Origin of the sequence: Streptomyces sp. NPDC005263 (assembly GCF_042872365.1) — a bacterium.
Lineage (GTDB): Bacteria > Actinomycetota > Actinomycetes > Streptomycetales > Streptomycetaceae > Streptomyces.
This window is the reverse complement of record NZ_JBIAKJ010000002.1, coordinates 1203196-1218991: the sequence shown is the minus strand read 5'-3', so window position 1 is coordinate 1218991 and position 15796 is coordinate 1203196. Positions and strand designations below refer to the sequence as shown.

At 70.5% G+C, this 15796-nt stretch carries 12 protein-coding genes; 6 read left to right on the top strand and 6 right to left on the bottom strand.

Annotation, left to right across the window (positions count from 1 at the left end; genetic code table 11):
* Window positions 1-185: 185 nt before the first annotated feature.
* From ACFYRY_RS12710 to ACFYRY_RS12695, 4 genes are all read left to right on the top strand, one after another.
* Window positions 186-1511, top strand: a complete 1326-nt coding sequence (locus ACFYRY_RS12710; RefSeq protein ID WP_389143223.1) for a DUF2252 domain-containing protein — start codon at window positions 186-188, stop codon at window positions 1509-1511.
* A gap of 79 nt (window positions 1512-1590) precedes the next feature.
* Window positions 1591-2289, top strand: a complete 699-nt coding sequence (locus ACFYRY_RS12705; protein ID WP_389143220.1) for a hypothetical protein — start codon at window positions 1591-1593, stop codon at window positions 2287-2289.
* A gap of 116 nt (window positions 2290-2405) precedes the next feature.
* On the top strand, window positions 2406-3215 hold the full coding sequence (locus ACFYRY_RS12700) for a thioredoxin domain-containing protein (RefSeq protein WP_389143217.1): 810 nt from the start codon (window positions 2406-2408) through the stop codon (window positions 3213-3215).
* A 93-nt stretch (window positions 3216-3308) separates the two neighbouring features.
* Window positions 3309-4979: an alkaline phosphatase D family protein gene (locus ACFYRY_RS12695; RefSeq protein WP_389143215.1), complete on the top strand. Its 1671-nt coding sequence runs from the start codon at window positions 3309-3311 to the stop codon at window positions 4977-4979.
* 85 nt (window positions 4980-5064) lie between these two features.
* Here ACFYRY_RS12695 and ACFYRY_RS12690 read toward each other — a convergent pair whose 3' ends face one another.
* On the bottom strand, window positions 5065-5634 hold the full coding sequence (locus ACFYRY_RS12690) for a dienelactone hydrolase family protein (protein ID WP_389143212.1): 570 nt from the start codon (window positions 5632-5634) through the stop codon (window positions 5065-5067).
* A 143-nt stretch (window positions 5635-5777) separates the two neighbouring features.
* On the opposite strand from ACFYRY_RS12690, the gene ACFYRY_RS12685 reads away from it, so the two are divergent.
* Window positions 5778-6917, top strand: coding sequence for a mechanosensitive ion channel family protein (locus ACFYRY_RS12685; protein WP_389143209.1), 1140 nt, complete (start codon window positions 5778-5780; stop codon window positions 6915-6917).
* A 120-nt stretch (window positions 6918-7037) separates the two neighbouring features.
* Here the strand turns inward: ACFYRY_RS12685 and ACFYRY_RS12680 are convergent, their stop codons facing one another.
* From ACFYRY_RS12680 to ACFYRY_RS12660, 5 genes are all read right to left on the bottom strand, one after another.
* The gene (locus tag ACFYRY_RS12680; RefSeq protein ID WP_389143207.1) at window positions 7038-8624 is read right to left on the bottom strand and encodes a Na+/H+ antiporter; all 1587 of its coding nucleotides are present in this window, start codon (window positions 8622-8624) and stop codon (window positions 7038-7040) included.
* 119 nt (window positions 8625-8743) lie between these two features.
* Window positions 8744-9214, bottom strand: a complete 471-nt coding sequence (locus tag ACFYRY_RS12675) for a GNAT family N-acetyltransferase (RefSeq protein ID WP_389143204.1) — start codon at window positions 9212-9214, stop codon at window positions 8744-8746.
* Window positions 9211-10155 (bottom strand): RluA family pseudouridine synthase, encoded by a 945-nt coding sequence (locus tag ACFYRY_RS12670; protein WP_389143202.1) that lies wholly within the window; start codon window positions 10153-10155, stop codon window positions 9211-9213. The genes ACFYRY_RS12675 and ACFYRY_RS12670 overlap by 4 nt, the downstream gene beginning before the upstream one ends.
* A gap of 75 nt (window positions 10156-10230) precedes the next feature.
* The gene (gene lspA / locus ACFYRY_RS12665; protein WP_389143199.1) at window positions 10231-10842 is read right to left on the bottom strand and encodes a signal peptidase II; all 612 of its coding nucleotides are present in this window, start codon (window positions 10840-10842) and stop codon (window positions 10231-10233) included.
* Window positions 10843-10912: 70 nt separating this feature from the next.
* On the bottom strand, window positions 10913-11983 hold the full coding sequence (locus ACFYRY_RS12660) for a TraR/DksA C4-type zinc finger protein (protein ID WP_389143197.1): 1071 nt from the start codon (window positions 11981-11983) through the stop codon (window positions 10913-10915).
* 600 nt (window positions 11984-12583) lie between these two features.
* On the opposite strand from ACFYRY_RS12660, the gene ileS reads away from it, so the two are divergent.
* Window positions 12584-15721: an isoleucine--tRNA ligase gene (gene ileS, locus ACFYRY_RS12655; protein ID WP_389143194.1), complete on the top strand. Its 3138-nt coding sequence runs from the start codon at window positions 12584-12586 to the stop codon at window positions 15719-15721.
* The last annotated feature ends 75 nt before the right edge of the window (window positions 15722-15796 follow it).

Here is a 15796-nt window from a genome sequence, read left to right as displayed (position 1 = left end):
CACCGGTTGCGGGCAGTCCGGGGGACAGCGTCGAAGTCTATGCCTCGACACTGACACCGAGCCGGTTCCCCCGCGTACCTTCATGTGAAGAAGAACGGGCACTCCCGCCGACCGCCGCGCGTTGGTCCGGGCGGGAGGTCCGGTCCCACTCGTCACGCATCATCCGTACCAGGAGGCACCCAGCGATGTCGGTTTCGCAGCTCAAGGACGAGCACCGCGGCGAGGAGATCCTCGCCGTCTTCGACACCGCCTTCGGACGGCTCCTGGCCGCCGACCCGGCCGCGTTCCGCGTGAAGTTCCGGAAAATGGCGGCCTCGGCCTTCGCGTTCTACCGGGGCACGGCCGCCCTCTTCTACCACGACCTGGACGCCGAGAAGCGGGGCGGCCCCTACCTGGACGAGCGCACCTCCCGCGTGTGGATCCACGGCGACCTGCACGCGGAGAACTTCGGCACGTACATGGACGCCAACGGCCGGCTGATCTTCAACGTGAACGACTTCGACGAGGCGTACGTCGGCCCCTTCACCTGGGACCTCAAGCGCTTCTCCGCCTCCATCGCGCTGATCGGATACGCCAAGGCGCTCGGCGACGACCAGATCACCGAGCTGGTGGAGGTGTACGCGGGCGCGTACCGCGAGCGCGTCCACGCCCTGGCCACCGGCGCGAAGAGCGACGAGGTGCCGCCCTTCACCCTGGACACCGCCCAGGGCCCGCTCCTGGACGCGTTGCGGGACGCCCGCTCGCTGACCCGCTTCGGGCTGCTCGACTCGATGACGGAGATCCGTGACTTCGAGCGCCGCTTCGCCCCGGGCGGCGGCTCCATCGAGCTGGACGCGGCCACCCGCTACAAGGTCCTCGCCGCCTTCGACGGCTATCTGGAGACGCTGCCAGCCACGTCACTGGCCCGCCCCGACTCGTACCGCGTGAAGGACGTCGTCGGCCGCCGCGGCATCGGCATCGGTTCGGCCGGCCTGCCCTCGTACAACATCCTCCTTGAGGGCCACAGCGACGCCCTGGAGAACGACGTCGTGATCTACATCAAGCAGGCCCAGACCCCGGCCGTCTCGCGCCACATCACCGACCCGGAGATCCGGGACTACTTCCAGCACGAGGGGCACCGCACGGTGATCTCGCAGCGCGCCCTCCAGGCGCACGCCGACCCGTGGCTCGGCTGGACCGAGCTGGACGGCGCGGGCCAGCTGGTCGCGGAGGTCTCGCCGTACGCCGTGGACCTCGACTGGGGCGACATCGACGACCCCGAGGAGATCGCGGCGGTCGTCGCCGACCTGGGCCGGGCCACCGCCACCATGCACGCGGCGGCGGACGACCAGTCCGGCGAGTCCCTGGTGCCGTTCTCCACCGAGCGCGCCATCGACGCGGCGATCGCCGCCGACGAGGAGGGCTTCGCGGGCCTCCTGGTCGACTTCGCGCACGAGTACGGCGCACGGGCGCGTGCCGACCACCAGACCTTCGTGGACCTGTTCCGCAACGGCCGGATTCCGGGTCTGTGACGATCCGCTGTCGGTAGGCCCGCTCACAGGGATCTTTTAGGGGTCCCTTACCGGCCCACGTGACAGACTCTTCTTCGCTATGGACATATCCGGGACTCAGCTCAGAGCCGTACGCGCGGCACTGTTCACGGCACTCGTCGTGACACTCAGCAGCGCGTCGCACGTGCTGCTGTCCCGGGTCCCGCTGCCGCTGAACACGGTGGCCGCGATCGCGGCCGTCGTGTTCGTGGTCGCCTACGCCCTGGCCGGCCGGGAGCGCGGCTTCGGCCGGATCGCGGCCCTGCTGATCCCGCTGGAACTGGCCGCCGACACGGTGTTCACCACCGGCCAGCACGTCTGCTACGGCGCGGCCGGCGGCCCGGTCACCGGCCCCCTGCGCTCCGTCGGCTTCGACGTACTGTGCGGCGGCGGCACCGGCCTCGGCGCCCCGCTGACCCGGGTGACCGGCACCGGCACCGACCGGCTGGCGGGGCTGCTCGCCCACGCCGACCCGGCGACCACCTGGCTGCTGCTGGGCGCGCACGTCGGCGTCGGTCTCCTCGCGGCCGCCTATCTGCGCCGCGGCGAGCGAGCGCTGGCCCAGCTGCTGCGGGCGGTGGCCGCGACCACGTTCCGCCCGCTGCTGCTGGCGGTCGCGGCCGTGACGGTACGCACGGCCCCCGCGGCGCTCCCCGCGCGGCACCCCGGCCCGCGTACGACCACCGCGCGCGAGCGGCTCCTCGTGCACTCCCTGGGACGGCGTGGACCGCCGTGCCCGGTCGCGTTCGCCCACGCCTGAGTCCGAGCCGGACTCGGCCCGAGCGGCACCGAACCGCGGCTGAGCACCAGCCGGACCCCCATACGTATCCCGCACACGCCCACGTCGTGTGCGCGTCCCCTACGGAGAACATCACCATGAGCAAGCGGAACAGCCAGTCAGCGAAGACGGCCGCCCGGGAACGGCTGCGCCAGGAGCGCGAGCGGCAGGCCAAGCGCGACAAGGTCAAGCGGCAGGCCATCGTCGCCGGTTCGGTCGTCGCCGTGCTGGCGCTGGCCGGCGGCATCGGTTACGCCGTCGTCCAGTCGCAGAAGCCCAGCCACTGGGAGGCCATGAAGGACGAGAAGGTCGTCGCCCCGGCCAACACCACCGGCGCCGACGGCACCACCGTGGTCATAGGCAAGAGCAGCGCGAAGAAGACCCTCAAGATCTACGAGGACCCGCGCTGTCCGATCTGCGCCCAGTTCGAGCAGACCGTCGGCCCGACCGTGAAGAAGGACATCGACGGCGGAAAGTTCAAGTTCCAGTACGTCGGCGCCACGTTCATCGACAACAAGGACAACGGCGAGGGTTCCAAGAACGCGCTGAGCGCCCTGGGCGCCGCGCTGAACGTGAGCCCCGAGGCGTTCCTCGAGTACAAGACCGCGATGTACTCGACGAAGTGGCACCCGGACGAGACGACCGACAAGTTCAAGGACGACGCCTACCTCATCAAGGTCGCGAACACCGTCCCCGCGCTGAAGAACAACACCAAGTTCCAGGACGCGGTCAAGAAGGGCACCTACGACCCCTGGGCGATGGCCATGTCGAAGACCTTCGACGACAACAAGGAAGGCGTGACCGGCACCCCGGGCTTCGTCATGGACGGCAAGCAGCTCAACGACGGCAAGCCGCTGATGACGGTGGCGGACTTCGACAAGGTGGTGGGCGCGGCTCTCAAGGGCTGACACCCGCGGGAACTCCTGCCGCCACGTGAAGAGCGGGCGAACTTTCCGAGTTCGCCCGCTCTCGGCGCATACCGATCAGTAACCTGATCGGTCGTGACCAGTCGATACAGATCATCCGAGAGCGCCGGTTCAGCCAACTCCCTGTCCCCGCGCCGCCGTACGGTCGTCAAGGCCGCAGCCGCCTCCGCGGTGCTGGCCGGTCCGCTCGTCGCCGCCCTGCCCGCGCGGGCCGACGCCGACTCTCCCGCCTTCCTCCACGGGGTCGCCTCCGGGGACCCGCTTCCCGACGGCGTCCTGCTGTGGACCCGTGTGACGCCCACCGCCGAGGCGGTACCGGGCTCCGGGCTCGGCCCGGACACCCCGGTCGACTGGCTCGTCGCCAGGGACAAGGCGATGACCGACATCGTCGCCAAGGGTTCAGTCACCGCCACCGCCGCCTCCGACCACACCGTGAAGGCCGACGTACGGGGCCTGGCGCCGGCGACGGACTACTGGTTCCGCTTCTCCGCCCAGGGCACCGACTCCCCCGTCGCCCGCACCCGCACCGCGCCCGCCGCCGACGCCGCCGTGGCGAACCTCCGCTTCGGGGTGGTCTCCTGCGCCAACTGGGAGGCCGGCTACTTCTCGTCGTACCGCCATCTCGCGGCCCGCGGCGACCTGGACGCCTGGCTGCACCTGGGCGACTACATCTACGAGTACGGCACCGGCGCGTACGGCACCCGGGGCACCGTCGTACGGCCGCACGCGCCGTCCCACGAGATCCTCACGCTGGCCGACTACCGCGTCCGGCACGGCCGTTACAAGACCGACCCCGACCTCCGGGCGCTGCACAGCACCGCGCCCGTGATCGCGATCTGGGACGACCACGAGTTCGCCAACGACGCCTGGTCCGGCGGGGCCGAGAACCACACCGAGGGCGCCGAGGGCACCTGGTTCGCCCGCCAGGCCGCCGCCAAGCAGGCCTACTTCGAGTGGATGCCGGTGCGCACGGCCGTCGCGGGAACCACCTACCGGCGGCTGCGCTTCGGCAGGCTCGCCGACCTCTCGCTGCTCGACCTGCGGTCCTTCCGTTCGCAGCAGGTCGGCGTCGGCAACGGCTCGGTCGACGACCCGGACCGTACGATCACCGGACGCGCCCAACTCGACTGGCTGAAGGCCGGGCTGAAGTCGTCCGACACCGCCTGGCGGCTGGTCGGCAACTCGGTGATGATCTCGCCGTTCGCCATCGGCTCCCTCTCCGCGGACCTCCTGAAGCCGCTCGCCAAGCTGCTGGGGCTGCCGCAGGAGGGCCTCGGCCTCAACCCCGACCAGTGGGACGGCTACACCGACGACCGCCGTGAACTGCTGGCCCACCTGCGCTCTAACGCGATCGGCAACACCGTCTTCCTGACCGGCGACATCCACATGGCGTGGGCCAACGACGTGCCGGTGGACGCCGGCACGTACCCGCTGTCGGCCTCGGCCGCCACCGAGTTCGTGGTCACCTCGGTGACCTCCGACAACCTCGACGACCTGGTGAAGGTCCCCGAGGGCACCGTCTCCGCGATCGCCTCGCCGGTCATCCGCGCCGCCAACCGGCACGTCCACTGGGTCGACACCGACCGCCACGGCTACGGCGTCCTGGACATCACCGCCGACCGTGCGCAGATGGACTACTACGTCCTGTCCGACCGCACGAAGGCCGACGCGACCTCGGCCTGGGCCCGTTCGTACCGCACCCGCACCGGCACGCAGAAGGTGGAGCGCGCCTACGACCCGGTGTAGAGCACCATTCCGGACGCGGCCGGAGAATCCGGACAGCGCCGAACACCTTGTCCGACCGTAGGTGGAGGTCCCTCGCGACGGACCGCTACAGCGAGTCGAGGAAGCCGAGCGCCACCCGCCAGGTGGCCTCGGCGGCCTCCTCGTCGTAGTCCGGCAGTTCGGGGTCGGTGTACAGGTGGCCGGCTCCGGCATACCGGTAGACCTCGACATCGGCGCCCGTTCTGCGCATCTGGAGATACCAGGCGCTCAGCCAGTCGTCGGTCTCGAAGGGATCCGGCTCGGCCACATGCAGTTGGACGGGCAGCTCGTCCGCCTCGGCGTTGGCCGCGATGTCCGAGGTGCCGTGCAGCAGGAGCAGACCGCGGGCCTTGGCGTCGCCCAGCGCGAGGGTCTGCGCGATGGAGGCGCCGAGGGAGAAACCGGCGTACACGAGCCCCCGTTCCGAGTAGGGCGCGGCGGCCAGTACGGCCCGCTTGAGCAGTTCGTCCTTGCCGAGCTCGTCCTTGAAGGCCATGCCCTCCTCGACGGTGTCGAACGTGCGTCCCCCGAAGAGGTCCGGCGTCCACACCTCGTGCCCGGCGGCGCGCAACCGGTCCGCCGCCGCGGCCACGGCAGGTCTCGGACCGTAGGTCGAATGGAAGAGCATGATGTTCATGAGGCCATGGTGCCAGCCGGGTACGACACCGGTGCTCCCGCGGCGGATCAGAGCGCGGATCCCGCCTCGCGAGCACCGCCCTACCCACATCGCGTCGGAAGTCACATGTTCATGAACGCCCGGGGACGGTTACGTTCGGAGGCATGGAGAACGTACTCCGCCCACTGATCGTGGTCGGCGGCTCGGTCCTGCTCACGCTGCTCATCGGCTGGGCCACCGACCTGCTGCTGCGCAAGGCCGACGAACGACATCACGAGACCCCCCTGTGGGGTCTGCTCCGTCGTGGCCGGATTCCCTACCAGCTCGTACTCTGCGCGGCCCTGTTGAGAGGGTCGTTCGACGAGGCGAGGCTGTTGGAACGGCACCAGGACGGGGTCGGCAGGACCCTCACGCTGGTCCTCATCGGAGCCACCGCCTGGCTGGTGATCCGGATCGCCTCCGCGATAGTGGAGACGACGTACAGCCGCTACGCGCGGGCCCATCGGGACGCTGCCCGGGTCCGGCGCGTGCGCACCCAGGTGACATTGATCATGCGCGTGGTGTCCGCCGTGGTCGGTGTGGTGGGGGTCGCCGCGATGCTCCTGACGTTCCCCGCGTTCCGCGCGGCGGGCGCCTCGCTGCTGGCCTCCGCCGGCATCCTCGGCATCGTCGCCGGTGTCGCCGCGCAGTCGACGCTCAGCAACCTGTTCGCGGGACTGCAGATCGCGTTCGGCGACATGGTGCGCATCGGTGACACGGTCGTGGTGGACGGCGAGTGGGGCACGGTCGAGGAGATCACCCTGACCTTCCTGACCGTGCGGACCTGGGACGAGCGCCGGATCACGATGCCCGTCTCGTACTTCACCTCCAAGCCGTTCGAGAACTGGTCGCGCGGGACCCCGCAGATGACCGGCATCGTGTACTGGCACCTCGACCACATGGCCCCCATGGAGGCGATGCGCGAGAAGCTGCGTGACATCCTGCGCCACTGCCCGGCCTGGGACGGCCGCGCCTACGGCCTGGACGTCACGGACACCACCCCGAACACCATGCAGGTACGGGCCCTGGTGACGGCCAAGGACGCGGACGACATCTGGACGGTACGGGTCACGGTCCGCGAAAGCATGATCCGCTGGCTGTCCGAGGAACACCCGTACGCCCTCCCCCGCGTCAACACGGCCGACGCGGCTGTTCCCCGGGGCCGGGGCAACGGCGGCCCGTCCCTCGACGAGGCCGCTCCCTCCCGGGACCGCACCGGCCCGCGCCGCCTTCACGATTCACCACGAACCGGCCCGGGCCGCTGAACCTGCTGCCTCCGCAGCAGCCTTACCGCAGAAGGACCGAGGCCCGCCGAGTCCGGCGCCGTACAGGACGGCGGCGGGCGGCGGGTCCGGGCGGAGCGGTCCGCGTATCGGGCCGAACTCTCACCGCAAGCTGCGCACATCAAGATGCCGCAGCACCCGGTCCACCACCTCCGGGTCCGCCCCGGGCTCGTTCCGCGCCGCCAGCACCTCGTGCCGCGCCGCACTCAACATCTCCCCGTGGATCCGCCGCGCCCGCTTGAGCCTCCGCACCCGCTGCACATGCGCCTCGCGTCGCTCCTCCTCCCCCATGTCCGGACTGATCCGCACCCCGATCTCGAAGGCCCGTCGCACCATCTGCTCGGACAACTCCTCCGGCAGGTCCTCCACCGTCTCGATCTCCCGGAGCCGTTGCTTCGCCGCCTTCGCCGCGCGAACCGCCAACGCCTTCTCGAACTGCTTCTCCCGATCCGTGTCCGCCCGCACCCCCAGCCGCTTCACGAGCCACGGCAAGGTCAGCCCCTGAAGCACCAGCGTCGCCATGATCACCCCGAACGCGATGAACACGATCTCGTCCCGGTCCGGAAACGGCGCCCCCTCATCCGTCTTCAACGGGATCGCCAGCGCCAACGCCACCGAGGCCACCCCCCGCATCCCCGACCACCACATGACGACGGTCTCCCGCCAGGTCATCGGGATGTCCTCGTCGTGGTCGCGCCGCGCGTGCAACCGCTTGGTCAGCCAGGTCGCCGGCATCAACCACAGCAGCCGCACCAACACGACCACCCCCACGACCGCCGCCGCCCACCCGAGCATCTCGGCCCACCGCCCGGACGCCGTCCTGATCGCGTTGTGCAGCTCCAGCCCGATCAGCCCGAACGCCACGCCCGTGACCAGCGTGTCGACGATGTTCCAGAAGGTGTGCCCGGCCAGCCGGGTCAGCACGTCGTCGGCGTCGGTGGCGTACTCGGCGAGGAACAACGCGGTGGTGAGCACGGCGAGCACCCCGGACCCGTGGAACTCCTCCGCCAGCACGTACGAGGCGTACGGCACCAGCAGCGTGAGCCCGATCTGCAGGGTGGCGTCGTCGAGCAGGTCCATCAACTTGTTGGCGCCCCAGCCCAGCGCCAGCCCGACCGCCACCGCGACGACGGCGGACAGCACCAGGTCGAGCCCCGCCTTCCACGGCGAGAAGGACCCGCTGATGGCCGCCGCGATCGCCACGTGGTACAGCACGATGGCCGTGACGTCGTTGAAGAGCCCCTCGCCCTCCAGAATGGACACCAGCCGGCGTGGCAGCCCGAGTTGCCCGGCGACGGCGGTCGCGGCGACCGGGTCGGGCGGCGCCACCAGGGCGCCCAGCGCCACCGCGGCGGCGATCGGCAGCCCGGGCACGATCGCGCTCGCGACGACGGCCACGGTCAGCGTGGTGACGAAGACCAACGCCACGGCCAGCAGGAGAATGGGTCGCATGTTGGCGGTGAACTGCCGCCAGGACGTGCGTCTCACGGCGGCGTACAGCAACGACGGCAGGAGCGCGGGCAGGATGAGATCCGGCGGGATGTTGACGTTCGGCACGAAGTCGAGCAGGGCGAGGACGATCCCGAGGAGCGTCATCAGCACCGGCGCCGGCAACCCGAACCGCTCTCCCACCGGGACGCTCACCACGGCCCCGAGCAACAGCACGAACAACAGGGCCAACTGATCCACGGTCAGTGCTCCGGGAGGTCTCGACGTTCACACAGCGGACCTCAAGCCTGCCACGCCACCGTGCTCACCTGCCCTTCCGGACCTCCCCGGTCACAGAAGGCCCCGCCCGAAGCCCCCAGTCACAGAGCGCGGCGCATGGCCCGGTGCGGGATCCCCGCGTCCGGGAACTCCGGGCCGTAGGCCACGTATCCCAGCCGCTCGTAGAACCCCGTCGCCCGGGTCTGCGCGTGCAGGTCCACAGCCGTGAGTCCCCGCGCGCGGGCCGCTTCCTCGATGGCCCCGACCAGCGCCGCCCCGACCCCGAGCCCCCGCGCGGCCTTCGTCACCGCGAGCCGCCCCAGCGACCCCACGGACAGATCTGCGCCGGTCTTCGCCGCGGCCGTCTCGCCGTGCAGCAGCCGCCCCGTGCCGAGCGGTACGCCGTCCTCCCGGATCGCCAGGACATGCACGGCGTCGGCGTCGTAGGCGTCGTACTCGATGTCCTCGGGGACCCCCTGCTCACGCACGAAGACCTCCTTGCGCACCCGGAAACAGGCCTCCCGGTCGGCGGGGTCCTCAGCGACACGCAGCGCGTACGACATCGGGCTCATGCGTAGGTCTCCTCGCGCACCTGGTCCAGGGCCTGCTGCAGGTCGTCCGGGTAGCCGCACTCGAACTCCACCCACCGCCCGTCCCCGGGGTGCTCGAAGCCGAGCCGGACGGCGTGCAGCCACTGACGGGTCAGCCGCAGCCGCTTGGCGAGCGTGGGGTCGGCGCCGTACGTCAGGTCGCCGACGCAGGGATGGCGGTGGGCGGCCATGTGCACACGGATCTGGTGGGTACGCCCGGTCTCCAGCTTCACGTCGAGCAGGGAGGCGGCGCGGAACGCCTCGATCATGTCGTAGTGCGTGACCGACGCCTTCCCGTCGGCGGTGACCGCCCACTTGTAGTCGTGGTTGGGGTGGCGGCCGATGGGCGCGTCGATGGTGCCGCTGGTCGGGTCGGGGTGGCCCTGGACGAGCGTGTGGTACCGCTTGTCGACCGTGCGCTCCTTGAACTGGCGCTTGAGCGAGGTGTACGCGTACTCCGACTTGGCCACGACCATCAGGCCGGAGGTGCCCACGTCCAGTCGGTGCACGATGCCCTGACGCTCGGCGGCGCCCGAGGTGGAGATGCGGTACCCGGCGGCCGCGAGTCCGCCGATCACGGTCGGCCCGGTCCAGCCCGGCGAGGGGTGCGCGGCGACACCGACCGGCTTGACGATCACGACCACGTCCTCGTCGTCGTGCACGATCTCCATGCCCTCGACCGGTTCGGCGACGATCTGCACGGGCGCGGGCGCCTGCGGCATCTCGACCTCCAGCCAGGCCCCGCCGTGCACCCGCTCGGACTTCCCGACCACCGACCCGTCGACCGTGACCTTCCCCGCGGCGGCGAGTTCGGCCGCCTTCGTCCGGGAGAAGCCGAACATGCGGGAGATGGCGGCGTCGACGCGCTCGCCCTCCAGGCCGTCGGGTACGGGCAGGGTGCGGATCTCGGGAATGGTGCTCACCCGTCGAGTATGCCGGACGGGCCGGCCCGCCCCGTACGGAGCCTGTGGACAACCCCTCCCGCAGGTCCGGCGGGCTCAGTCCTTGTGGACGGTGCCGTCCGGGTCGAGCCCCTTGAACGACAGCAGCACGATCAGGATGCCGCCGCACACGATCGCCGAGTCGGCGAGGTTGAAGACCGCGAAGTGCTTGGGCGCGATGAAGTCGACGACCGCGCCCTCGAACACGCCCGGCGAACGGAAGATCCGGTCGGTGAGGTTGCCGAGCGCGCCACCGAGCAGCAGACCGAGCGCGATCGCCCAGGGCAGGCTGTAGAGCTTGCGGGCGAGCCGGGCGATGACCAGGATCACGGTCGCCGCGATCATCGTGAAGATCACGGTGAAGGCCTCACCGAAACCGAAGGCCGCGCCCGCGTTGCGGATGGCCTCGAACCGCAGCCACTCCCCGACGATCTCGATCGGCGCGTGGTGCTCCAGCTTGGCGACCACGATCATCTTGCTGATCAGGTCGAGGGCGTAGGCGAACGCCGCGACCGCGAACAGGACGACGATCCGCCGCTTGCCCCTGGGTCGCGCGCCCGCGTCCTGCTGCCCCGCCGAACCGGAATCCGGACCGGACGACTGCTCCGGCTCGGCACCAGCCCCCTCCGGGGATTCCGGCGTACCGATGATCCGCTCCGCCTCTGCCACGTGAGTCCCTCAACCTAGGTACCTGACTGAGGACGAGAGTACGGCACGCCCACCAGCACCCGGGTACTGGTCAGTACCGGCGTTCCTGCTTCTGCTTGCACTCGACGCACAGGGTGGCCCGCGGGAACGCCTGCATCCGGGCCTTGCCGATGGGATCGCCGCAGTTCTCGCACAGGCCGTAGGTACCCGCGTCGAGCCGCCCGAGGGCGCGCTCGGTCTGGATGAGCATCTCGCGCGCGTTGGCGGCGAGCGCCAGCTCGTGCTCACGCGTGATGTTCTTCGTGCCGGTGTCCGCCTGATCGTCGCCGGCGCCGTCCCCGGAGTCCCGCATCAGGCCCACCAGGGACTCCTCGGAGGCGGTGATCTCGTTGCTGAGTCTCGTCGCCTCCGACTGCAGTTCGGCGCGGGCCTCGGCGACCTCGTCCGGGGTCCAGGGGTCCTCACCGGGACGCACCGCGAGCTCACCGGGCTCGGCGGCGACGCGCAGGCGCGCCTTGGGTACGGCGGTCTTCGCCGCCGTGGTCTTCTTCGCAACCACCGTCGTGGCTCCCGTCTGCTCCGCGGCCTGGGCCGCGCCCGCCTTCTTGGACGTGCTCTTCCTGGCCGCAGTCGTCTTGGCTGCGCCCGTCTTCTGGGCGCTCTTCGAAGCAGCGCGTTTCGCCCCCGCACCCCTCCTGGAGGGACCCCCCGCAGCCCCACCCTCCACCGAAGCGGCCACCTTGGACGCGCCCGTCGCGGAAGCGCCCTTCTTGGTCGCACCCCGCTTGGTCGCACCCCTCGCAGCAGCCGCCTCCGTGGAAGCACCCTTCCCAGCAGGAGCCCCCTTCGAAGCCGCAGGGGCCTTCCCCGCAGCCGCTTTCCCCGAGGCCGCTTTCCTGGAGGTCTCCTTCCCCGCGGCCGCTTTCCGAGAGGCCGCTTTCCCCGAGCCCTGCCTCCCAGCAGCCTTCCCCGCGGCCTTCCCGGCAGCCCCCTTCCCAGGAGCCTGCTCCACCGCCGCCGCCTTCGTCCTCACGGCCTCGACCTCCCGCTCGGCCGCGCCCCTCCGCAGGCTCTTCTTCCCCCCGACGTCCTTGGCCGCACCGCCTGAGGCGCCCGGGGACCCGGGCGTCGACTGCTGTACGGCGGTCTTCTTCGCCACCATGGCCGCGGCCCCTTCACACACTGTGATCTTGCACGCGAATCGTGCTGGGACGATAAATCGACTTCAGCCCCGCGGCAACGGGGCATACCGTACGATTCACCACCTCGCGGAAGTCGTGCGGCAAACCTGCATGCGTTGTGCCCAACTCCCCGCCGGGTAATCCGCCAGGTCGAGGGGTCCCGGGTTCCGAACAGACGCACCTCGCCATTCGGGTCACCGAGGGCGCCGCCGAGCCCCGCCGGACGGCGCCGGAAAACCGGTCGGCCGCTGTCCTTCCGGCGCCGTACACTGGGCGGAGCGAAAAGCGTGGATGGGGACGAGTAGCGGCGTACGCAGCCCAGAGCGACCCGGGGACGGTGGAAGCCCGGGGGCGAGCGCGACGTGAAGATCACCCCGGAGCGCCGGAAGAAAGCCGCAGAGCCCCACCGGCGGCGAGTAGACCCGGCATCGCGACCCCAATGAGGGGGCTCACCGGCGTGCACGGCACACCGGAGGGCCAAGGAGGGTGGTACCGCGGGAGCGCGCCGAAAGCGGCGCAGGAAGACACAGCTCTCGTCCCTCCGGACGGAAGGCAGCAAGTCCGCCGGAGGAAGCCCGCTGATGACAACGCCGACGTACCGCCAGGTACCCGCCCAGGTCGACCTGCCCGCCCTCGAGCACGCGGTGCTCGATTTCTGGCGCGAGCAGAAGATCTTCACCAAAAGCCTGGAGCAGTCCGAGGGCCGCCCCGAGTGGGTGTTCTACGAGGGCCCGCCCACCGCCAACGGCATGCCGGGCGCCCACCACATCGAGGCCCGCGTCTTCAAGGACGTCTTCCCCCGCTTCCGCACCATGCGCGGCTACCACGTCGCCCGCAAGGCCGGCTGGGACTGCCACGGTCTGCCCGTCGAGCTGGCCGTGGAGAAGGAGCTCGGCTTCAGCGGCAAGCAGGACATCGAGGCGTACGGCATCGCCGAGTTCAACGCCAAGTGCCGCGAGTCCGTGACCCGGCACACCGACGCGTTCGCCGAGCTGACGACCCGCATGGGCTTCTGGACCGACCTCGACGGCGCCTACCGCACGATGGACCCGGCGTACATCGAGTCGGTGTGGTGGTCGCTCAAGGAGATCTACGGCAAGGGTCTGCTGGTCCAGGACTACCGCGTCGCCCCCTGGTGCCCGCGCTGCGGCACCGGCCTGTCCGACCACGAGCTGGCGCAGGGCTACGAGACGGTCGTGGACCCCTCCGTGTACGTCCGCTTCCCGCTCACCTCCGGCCCCCTCGCCGGCCAGGCCGCACTCCTGGTCTGGACGACCACGCCCTGGACGCTGGTCTCCAACACGGCGGTCGCCGCGCACCCCGAGGTCACCTACGTCGTCGCGACCAACGGCGAGGAGAAGCTCGTGGTCGCCGAGCAGCTCGTCGAGAAGGCGCTCGGCGAGGGCTGGGAGACCACCGGCCAGACCTTCACCGGCGCCGACATGGAGCGCTGGTCCTACCAGCGTCCGTTCGAGCTCGTCGAGTTCCCCGAAGCGGCCCACTTCGTGGTGAACGCCGACTACGTCACCACCGAGGACGGCACGGGTCTGGTCCACCAGTCCCCCGCCTTCGGTGAGGACGACCTCAAGGTCTGCCGCGCCTACGGCCTTCCGGTCGTGAACCCGGTCCGGCCGGACGGCACCTTCGAGGAGGACGTCCCCCTGGTCGGTGGCGTCTTCTTCAAGAAGGCGGACGAACGGCTCACCGAGGACCTCCAGCAGCGCGGCCTCCTCTTCAAGCACATCCCGTACGAGCACAGCTACCCGCACTGCTGGCGCTGCCACACCGCGCTCCTCTACTACGCGCAGCCGTCGTGGTACATCCGCACCACCGCCGTCAAGGACCGCCTGCTCCAGGAGAACGAGAACACCAACTGGTTCCCGGACACGGTCAAGCACGGCCGGTACGGCGACTGGCTGAACAACAACATCGACTGGGCGCTGTCCCGCAACCGCTACTGGGGCACCCCGCTGCCGATCTGGCGCTGCGAGGACGACCACCTCACCGTCGTCGGCTCCCGCGCGGAGCTCACCGAGCTGACGGGCACCGACCAGTCCGGTCTGGACCCCCACCGCCCGTACATCGACGACGTCACCTTCGCCTGCCCGCAGTGCGAGAAGACCGCCACCCGCGTACCGGAGGTCATCGACGCCTGGTACGACTCGGGCTCGATGCCGTTCGCGCAGTGGGGCTACCCGCACAAGAACAAGGAACTGTTCGAGGCGCGCTACCCGGCGCAGTTCATCTCCGAGGCCATCGACCAGACCCGCGGCTGGTTCTACACACTGATGGCGGTCGGCACGCTGGTGTTCGACAAGTCGTCGTACGAGAACGTGGTCTGCCTCGGCCACATCCTCGCCGAGGACGGACGCAAGATGTCCAAGCACCTCGGCAACACCCTTGAGCCGATCCCGCTGATGGACCAGCACGGCGCGGACGCGGTCCGCTGGTTCATGGCGGCCGGCGGCTCCCCCTGGGCTGCCCGCCGGGTCGGCCACGGCACCATCCAGGAGGTCGTCCGCAAGACGCTCCTGACGTACTGGAACACGGTCGCCTTCCAGGCCCTGTACGCGCGCACGTCCGACTGGGCGCCCAGCGGGGCGGACCCGGCCCCGGCGGATCGCCCGCTGCTGGACCGCTGGCTGCTGTCCGAACTGCACGCCCTCACCGACCAGGTCACCCGGTCCCTGGAGGCCTACGACACCCAGCGCGCCGGCAAGCTGCTCTCGGCGTTCGTCGACGACCTGTCCAACTGGTACGTACGCCGCTCCCGTCGCCGCTTCTGGCAGGGCGACAAGGCGGCGCTGCGCACGCTGCACGAGGTCGTGGAGACGGTCACCAGGCTGATGGCCCCGCTGACCCCGTTCATCACCGAGCGGGTCTGGCAGGACCTGGTGGTCCCGGTCACCCCGGGCGCCGCGGAGTCGGTGCACCTGACGGCGTGGCCGGAGGCGGACCTGACCGCGATCGACCCGGAGCTGTCCCAGCAGATGCTCCTGGTGCGCCGCCTGGTGGAGCTCGGCCGTGCCACCCGCGCGGAGTCCGGCGTCAAGACGCGCCAGCCGCTGAGTCGGGCGCTGATCGCGGCGACGGGCTTCGGCGCTCTGAACCCTGAGCTGCACACGCAGATCACGGAGGAGCTGAACGTGGAGACGCTGGCGTCGCTGAGCGAGGTCGGCGGCAGCCTGGTCGACACGACGGCCAAGGCCAACTTCCGGGCCCTGGGCAAGCGGTTCGGCAAGCGCGTCCAGGACGTGGCGAAGGCCATCGCGAACGCGGACGCGGCGGCACTGTCGCTGGCGCTGCGCGAGGGCACCGCGTCGGTGGAGGTCGACGGCGAGACGGTCACCCTGGCTCCCGACGAGGTGATCATCACCGAGACCCCGCGCGAGGGCTGGTCGGTGGCGTCCGACTCGGGTGCGACGGTGGCCCTGGACCTGGAGATCACGGAGGCACTGCGGCAGGCGGGCCTGGCCCGTGACGCGATCCGCCTGATCCAGGAGGCCCGCAAGAACAGCGGCCTGGATGTCGCCGACCGTATCGCCCTGCGCTGGACGGCGACGGACCCGGCGGTGATCGCGGCCCTGACCGAGCACGCCGGCCTGATCGCCGACGAGGTTCTCGGCACGGACTTCGCCCAGGGCGAGGCGGACGACACCTACGGCACTCCGTTCACGGACGAGGGCCTGACCCTGACGTTCCGCCTGCGCAAGGCGTAGATCGGACCCGCGAGGGCCCGGTCTCCCGTTCGGGAGGCCGGGCCCTCGTGCGTGGCACCACCGGTCAGACGCGCA